Genomic DNA, 6,425 nt, shown 5'->3' with positions numbered 1-6,425 from the left:
GACAGGCCGGTGCCTGGGGCACTTATCACCTGACCGCTCAGGGCGAAACCTCCTGGTTCGGTTTCGCCCAGGCCATCGGCGAAGCGCTGCGGGAACAGGGCAAGCCTTGCGCAAACCTGCTGCCGATCCCCTCCAGCGACTATCCGACACCGGCCGTTCGGCCACTGAACTCGCGCCTGGATTGCAGTCGCCTGCAACGCGAATGGGGCGTCAGTCAGCCTGACTGGCAAACCGCGCTGCGCGAGTGTCTTGCCGAGCAAGCCTAGGCATAATGCGCCTGTACCCACAGGCGCCCGATGCTCATGACTCCGACCCTCCCCCGCAGACCCCGCTGGCGCAGCCTCGCACTGCTTGCGCTGTGCCTGGCGCCGTTGCTGTGGCCGCTGGAGCATCTGGCTGAGCGTTATTACCGCAGCGAGCTGGCCGGGCAGAACCGTCAGACCCTCGACCTTTACGTCGCCAACCTGCTGGGCACGCTGCACCGTTATGAAGTGCTGCCGCAGATCCTCGGCGATCTGCCAGCCCTTCGCGCGGTACTCGGGGCACCGGACGACAGCGTCACCCAGGGCAATGCCAATCGCCTGCTGAAGAACATCAGCGCCCAGACCGGCGCCGAAGTCATGTACCTGATGGACACCACGGGCAAGACCCTCGCAGCATCCAACTGGGACAAACACGACAGTTTTGTCGGCCGCAATTTTTCCTTCCGGCCGTATTTCAGCGAAGCCATGGCCGGGCGGCTCGGACGCTTTTTCGGCTTGGGGACGACCTCGGCCAAACGCGGCTATTTCTTCGCCGCCGCCGTGCGCAACGGCGAGAAAATCATCGGCGTGCTGGTGGTCAAGGTCGACCTGGACCACACCGAAAGCCTCTGGGGCAAAACCCCGGAACAATTGCTGCTGACGGACCATAACGGCGTGGTCATCCTCACTTCGCGACCTGAGTGGCGGTTCCGTTCGACCCGCCCCTTGAGCGAAGCCGAAAGCACAGCGATCACCGCGATTCAGCCGTATCCGACCCGCGACCCGAAACCGTTGAAGCTCAATCCCAACGCCTGGCTGACCCAAACTCAGCAGATCGCGGAAACCGGCTGGAACGTCAGCATCCTCGCCCCACGCACCCTGATCGACCGCCCGGTGCGCACCGTCGTCGCCATTGGCGGCGCGACGTTGCTGGTCTTGATGCTGCTGCTCGGCCTGATGATGCAGCGCCGCCGCCACTACCTCGAACGCATCGCCTTCGAGGCCAAGGCCAGGCGCGAGCTGGAAGGCCGGGTCGCCGAACGGACCAGCGACCTCGAAGGCCTCAACCGTCGACTGAAACAGGAAGTGCTGGAGCGCGAACACGCCCAGCAGGAACTGGTGCGCGCCCAGGACGACCTGGTGCAGGCCGGCAAGTTATCGGCGCTGGGGACGATGTCCGCGAGCATCAGCCACGAATTGAATCAACCGCTCGCCGCCATTCGCAGCTACGCGGAAAACGCCGAAGTGCTGCTCGATCATCAGCGCACCGACGACGCCCGCGGCAACCTCAAATTGATCAGCGAGCTGACCGGGCGCATGGCGTCGATCATCGCCCACCTGCGCGCCTTCGCCCGGCGCGATCGCCATGCGCCGGAAAGCGTCGCCCTGCAACCGGCGCTGGATGACGCGTTGGCGTTGCTGGCCAAGCGGCGGCGCAGCATGGAAGTCGAGTTGATCCGCGATTTACCGGCTGCCACGTTGTGGGTAGAGGCGGGGGAAACCCGTCTGCGTCAGGTGCTCGGCAACCTGCTGGCCAACGCCCTCGACGCGCTGACCGAAAAAGGCCCGCCGCGTAAACTCTGGTTAAGTGCCCAATCCACGGCGGACGGCGTCACTCTGTACATTCGCGACAACGGCCCCGGCTTTTGCATGGAAGCCCTTGGTCGCGCCAGCGAGCCCTTCTACACCACCAAGACCCGCACCCAGGGGCTTGGCCTGGGGCTGGCGATTTGCGAAACCCTGATGCGCGCCTTCGGGGGTGAACTGTCGTTCGCCAACCACAAGGAAGGCGGCGCCCTGATTACCCTGAAGCTGCGCGCAGGCGCACCGGGTGTGAGCCTGCAACCGTCCGAGGACCGAAGTGCATGACCATCGACAACCGCATCCAGGTCGTGCTGATCGACGACGATCCCCATCTGCGCCAGGCCTTGAGCCAGACGCTGGACCTGGCGGGCCTGAAAATCCTGCCACTGGCCGAAGCCAAGGGCCTGGCCGGGCAACTGGAACGCGACTGGCCGGGCGTGGTCGTCAGCGATATCCGTATGCCAGGGATGGACGGCCTCGAACTGCTGACCGAACTGCATGCCCAGGACTCGGATCTGCCGGTGCTGCTGATCACCGGCCACGGCGATGTGCCGCTGGCCGTCCAGGCCATGCGTGCCGGGGCTTATGACTTTCTGGAAAAGCCCTTCGCCAGTGACGCGCTGCTCGACAGCGTGCGCCGCGCCTTGGCCTTGCGCCGCTTGGTGCTGGACAACCGCAGCCTGCGTCTGGCCCTGAGCGATCGCAATGAACTGAGCACCCGACTGGTCGGCCAATCGGCGCCAATGCTGCGCTTGCGCGAGCAAATTGGCGCGCTGGCGGCGACCAAGGCCGACGTGCTGATCCTCGGCGAAACCGGTGCCGGCAAAGAAGTCGTGGCCCGGGCGCTGCACGATTTGTCGAGCCGCCGCAGCGGTCCGTTCGTGGCGATCAACGCCGGGGCATTGGCCGAGTCGGTGGTGGAAAGCGAGTTGTTCGGTCACGAGCCGGGGGCGTTCACCGGCGCGCAAAAGCGCCGCATCGGCAAGTTCGAATTCGCCAACGGCGGCACCTTGTTCCTCGATGAAATCGAAAGCATGAGCCTGGACGTGCAAGTAAAACTGCTGCGGTTGCTGCAAGAGCGCGTCGTCGAGCGTTTGGGCGGCAATCAGCTGATCCCGCTGGACATCCGCATCATCGCCGCAACCAAGGAAGACCTGCGCCAGTCCGCCGATCAGGGGCGCTTCCGTGCCGACTTGTATTACCGCCTGAACGTCGCGCCGCTGCGCATTCCGCCGCTGCGTGAGCGCGGCGAAGATGCGCTGATGCTGTTCCAGCATTTTGCCGACGAAGCCAGCGCCCGCCACGGCTTGCCGCCCCATGTACTGCAACCGGGGCAGCGCGCCCTGCTGCTGCGCCACACCTGGCCGGGCAACGTGCGGGAACTGCAAAACGCTGCCGAACGCTTTGCCCTGGGCCTGGAACTGGCCCTGGATAACAACACCCCTGAGGGCGCTGCCGGCATGACCGTCGATGTGTTCAGCGGCGGCCTGAGCGAGCAAGTGGAAAACTTCGAGAAGAGCCTGATCGCTGCCGAACTGACGCGCCCTCACAGCTCCGTGCGCAGCCTCGCCGAAGCCCTCGGCATTCCGCGCAAGACCTTGCACGACAAACTGCGAAAACATGGCCTGAACTTCGCCGACGGTGGCGCCAGCAGCCACACCGACGAACTCGATTGAGCTACTGTCCAATCAACATCTTCAAAAAAGAGACCCGTGAATGAGCCGCGACCGTCGCCACCTGGAATCAGTCCTCCATCACGATATTCCGCTGACGCGGGACATGGGCCTCAAAGTACTCGACTGGCACGACCAGCAACTGCGCCTGCACTTGCCGCTGGAAGCCAACGTCAATCACAAAAGCACCATGTTCGGCGGCAGCCTGTATTGCGGCGCTGTGCTGGCCGGTTGGGGCTGGCTGCATTTGCGTTTGCGTGAAGAAGGGGTGGAAGGCGGGCACATCGTTATTCATGAAGGGCACATCACTTACCCGCTGCCGGTGACCATGGACGCGATCGCGATATGTCAGGCGCCAAGCGCGGTGGTGTGGAAGAAGTTTTTGGCGACGTATCAGCGGTATGGACGGGCGAGGCTGGCGTTGCACTCGCGGATCGTCAATGCCGATAGCGATGACGATGCGGTGAGGTTTACCGGGCAGTACGTCCTCCACCGCTAAACCTGCGTAGCCACAAAACCTGTGGGAGCGGGCTTGCTCGCGAAGGGGTCATCAGCTTCAACATCAATGTTGACTGATACACCGCTTTCGCGAGCAAGCCCGCTCCCACATTGGTTTCACTCAGCTGGTTTGTTTTGGGGAAAGTTATCTCGTCCCGATCAGAAACGCGCAAGTTCCAGCAGTTTTTCGCGCCATGCAGCCTTCGCCGGCAGCGCCAGGAAGAACTCATTCAACAACGACTCCCGCGCCGGATAACAAAACAGCGCACCGCTCAAATCCAGCACCTCGCCACCCGCCCCTTCCAGCACACCTTGGGCCGCCGCCGTGTCCCACTGCGAAGTCGGCGCCAGGCGCGGATAACAATCCGCCGCGCCTTCCGCCAACAGGCAAAACTTCAATGAACTGCCGATGTTCGCCAGTTGCAGTTCACCCAGACTGGCGCTCAACCCGGCCAGCAAGCGTTCCTGCTCGGAGCTTGAATGCCGACGGCTGGCAACAACGGTGAACGCTTCGCCCGGCGCGGGAACCTCGCGAACCTGAATCGGCAGCGCCTCGGCACCTTTATCACCACGCCACGCGCCCAGGCCGGCACCACCGACATAAAAGCGCCCGTTGGTCGGCATCGACACCACGCCAAACACCACCCGGCCTTGCTCGATCAGCGCGATGTTGACGGTGAACTCCTCGCTGCCAGAGATGAACTCCTTGGTCCCGTCCAACGGATCGACCAGCCACCAGCGCTGCCAGCCGGCACGCACGCTCAGGGGAATGTTGGCGTCTTCTTCGGACAGCACCGGAATGCTCGGGTCCAGCGCCGTCAGCCCATCCAGAATCAAATGATGAGCGGCCAGGTCTGCTGCAGTGACCGGAGAATCATCAGACTTTGCAGTAACCACCACGCCTGAGCGCCAGAACGGCAGAATCGCTTCGCCAGCCTTCAACGCCAGTTCAACCACCGGCGCCATCAACGGATGCGGGAAATTCATGGCAGAAATACCCCGCGCTGAGTCAGCAGATCACGGGCCAGGTACAGCGCCGCCAAGGCACGACCCTCAGTGAATCGCGGGTTCTGCGCCAGGGCCGACAACTCGCGCAGGTTGATCTTGTCCACGCCCATCGGCTCGGGCTCATCGCCCTCCAGGCTTTCTTCGTACAGATCGGTGGCCAGCACCACCTGGATCTTCTGGCTCATGTAACCGGGCGACAACGACAACTCGGTCAGGTGCTCCAGCTGCCGCGCGCCATACCCGGCTTCTTCCTTGAGCTCACGCTCGGCCGCCGCCAGCACGTCCTCGCCCGGCTCGATCAAGCCTTTGGGCAACGACAACTCATAGGCATCGGTGCCGCCGCAATACTCTTCGACCAGTACGGCGTGATCCGCATCGAGCATCGCCACGATCATCACCGCGCCATACCCGGCGCCTTTGCCGACCAAACGCTCGTAGGTGCGCTCCACGCCATTGGAAAAGCGCAGCTTCAGCTCCTCGACGCAGAACAAACGGCTGGTGGCGACGATCTCGCGGGCAAGTACGGTGGGTTTCTGGCGCATAAAAGGCTCCTTGGCGATAGCGGGTTACTATACCCGGCCTATCCTGATTGTTGACCTCGGATATCCTTTTACCGCTGGAGAAGTTTTTTATGTCCCTGCTGCCCTGGCGCGACATCGACACCGTTCTGCTGGATATGGACGGCACGCTGCTGGACCTGCACTACGACAACCATTTCTGGATGGAGCACCTGCCTCAGCGTTACGCCGAGTTGCACGGAGTAAGCCGAGCCATGGCCGAGATGGAATTGCAGCCGCTGTTCGAGCGCAACGCCGGTCAGTTGCAGTGGTATTGCCTGGATTTCTGGAGCGCCGAGCTGAAGCTGTCGGTGCGTGAACTGAAGCTGGAAACTGCTCACCTGATCGCCCTGCGCCCGGATGCAGACACGTTTCTGGCGGCGATCAAACAGGCGGGCAAGCGCGTGGTGATGATCACCAATGCGCACCGTGATTCGCTGTCATTGAAACTGGAAAGGATTGAACTGGCGCCCTACTTCGAGCGGTTGATCAGCTCGCATGACTACGGTTTTCCCAAGGAGAATCCGCAGTTCTGGGAGGCGTTGCAGGCCGACATCGGTTTCGACCCGGCGCGTAGCCTGTTTATCGACGATACGTTGCCGATCCTGCGCAGTGCGCGCAGTTTTGGGGTGGCGCATTTGTTGGCGGTGAGTGAGCCGGACAGTCGCAAGGGGCCGAAGGACACGGCGGAGTTTGCGGCAGTGGGGGATTATCGGGAGCTTATTGCAGGGCTTTAGACCTTATCGCCTGCTTCGCGGGCAAGTCGGATCGCCGCACCGCTCGCTCCTACAGGTTCAGTGTGTACGCAATATTCGCGCACGACATGGACCTGTAGGAGCGAGCGGTGCGGCGATCCGACTTGC

7 protein-coding genes are annotated in these 6,425 nt (G+C 62.8%); 5 read left to right on the top strand and 2 right to left on the bottom strand.

The genetic code is table 11. From position 1 onward, the window contains the following. The 4 genes from EYC95_RS28495 to EYC95_RS28480 all read left to right on the top strand — a co-directional run. Positions 1-266 (top strand): sugar nucleotide-binding protein (locus tag EYC95_RS28495; protein ID WP_165557523.1); only part of this gene is annotated, 266 nt, incomplete at its 5' end. Between the two features lie 36 nt (positions 267-302). Further along, positions 303-2,111, top strand: a complete 1,809-nt coding sequence (locus tag EYC95_RS28490) for an ATP-binding protein (RefSeq protein WP_131063294.1) — start codon at positions 303-305, stop codon at positions 2,109-2,111. Further along, a complete protein-coding gene (locus EYC95_RS28485) occupies positions 2,108-3,502 on the top strand; it encodes a sigma-54 dependent transcriptional regulator (protein ID WP_131063293.1) in 1,395 nt (464 codons plus the stop codon). Before EYC95_RS28490 ends, EYC95_RS28485 begins: the two co-directional genes overlap by 4 nt. Before the next feature lie 40 nt (positions 3,503-3,542). Then, positions 3,543-3,998 carry a YiiD C-terminal domain-containing protein gene (locus EYC95_RS28480; RefSeq protein ID WP_131063292.1) on the top strand — a complete coding sequence of 152 codons (456 nt, stop codon included), beginning with the start codon at positions 3,543-3,545 and terminating at the stop codon, positions 3,996-3,998. A gap of 158 nt (positions 3,999-4,156) precedes the next feature. On the opposite strand, the gene cysQ is transcribed toward EYC95_RS28480, so the two are convergent. Beyond that, positions 4,157-4,984, bottom strand: a complete 828-nt coding sequence (gene cysQ / locus EYC95_RS28470) for a 3'(2'),5'-bisphosphate nucleotidase CysQ (protein ID WP_131063291.1) — start codon at positions 4,982-4,984, stop codon at positions 4,157-4,159. Further along, positions 4,981-5,547 carry an ADP compounds hydrolase NudE gene (gene nudE / locus EYC95_RS28465; RefSeq protein WP_109627374.1) on the bottom strand — a complete coding sequence of 189 codons (567 nt, stop codon included), beginning with the start codon at positions 5,545-5,547 and terminating at the stop codon, positions 4,981-4,983. The genes cysQ and nudE overlap by 4 nt, the downstream gene beginning before the upstream one ends. Before the next feature lie 89 nt (positions 5,548-5,636). Between nudE and yrfG the strand changes: the two genes are divergently transcribed. After that, entirely contained in the window at positions 5,637-6,299 is a 663-nt protein-coding gene (yrfG, locus tag EYC95_RS28460; protein WP_131063290.1) for a GMP/IMP nucleotidase, read from the top strand. Positions 6,300-6,425: the final 126 nt, after the last annotated feature.

Source organism: Pseudomonas sp. BGI-2, from assembly GCF_004310295.1.
Lineage (GTDB): Bacteria > Pseudomonadota > Gammaproteobacteria > Pseudomonadales > Pseudomonadaceae > Aquipseudomonas.
Note: the sequence above shows the minus strand (reverse complement) of the source record. Positions and strands in the feature narration are given on the sequence as shown.

What these genes read in the sequence shown, in the direction of transcription:
- EYC95_RS28490 (WP_131063294.1), top strand. Translation starts at nt 303, where the DNA reads ATGACTCCGACCCTCCCCCGCAGACCCCGCTGGCGCAGCCTCGCACTG.
- EYC95_RS28485 (WP_131063293.1), top strand. Translation starts at nt 2,108, where the DNA reads ATGACCATCGACAACCGCATCCAGGTCGTGCTGATCGACGACGATCCC.
- EYC95_RS28480 (WP_131063292.1), top strand. Translation starts at nt 3,543, where the DNA reads ATGAGCCGCGACCGTCGCCACCTGGAATCAGTCCTCCATCACGATATT.
- cysQ (WP_131063291.1), bottom strand. Translation starts at nt 4,984, where the DNA reads ATGAATTTCCCGCATCCGTTGATGGCGCCGGTGGTTGAACTGGCGTTG.
- nudE (WP_109627374.1), bottom strand. Translation starts at nt 5,547, where the DNA reads ATGCGCCAGAAACCCACCGTACTTGCCCGCGAGATCGTCGCCACCAGC.
- yrfG (WP_131063290.1), top strand. Translation starts at nt 5,637, where the DNA reads ATGTCCCTGCTGCCCTGGCGCGACATCGACACCGTTCTGCTGGATATG.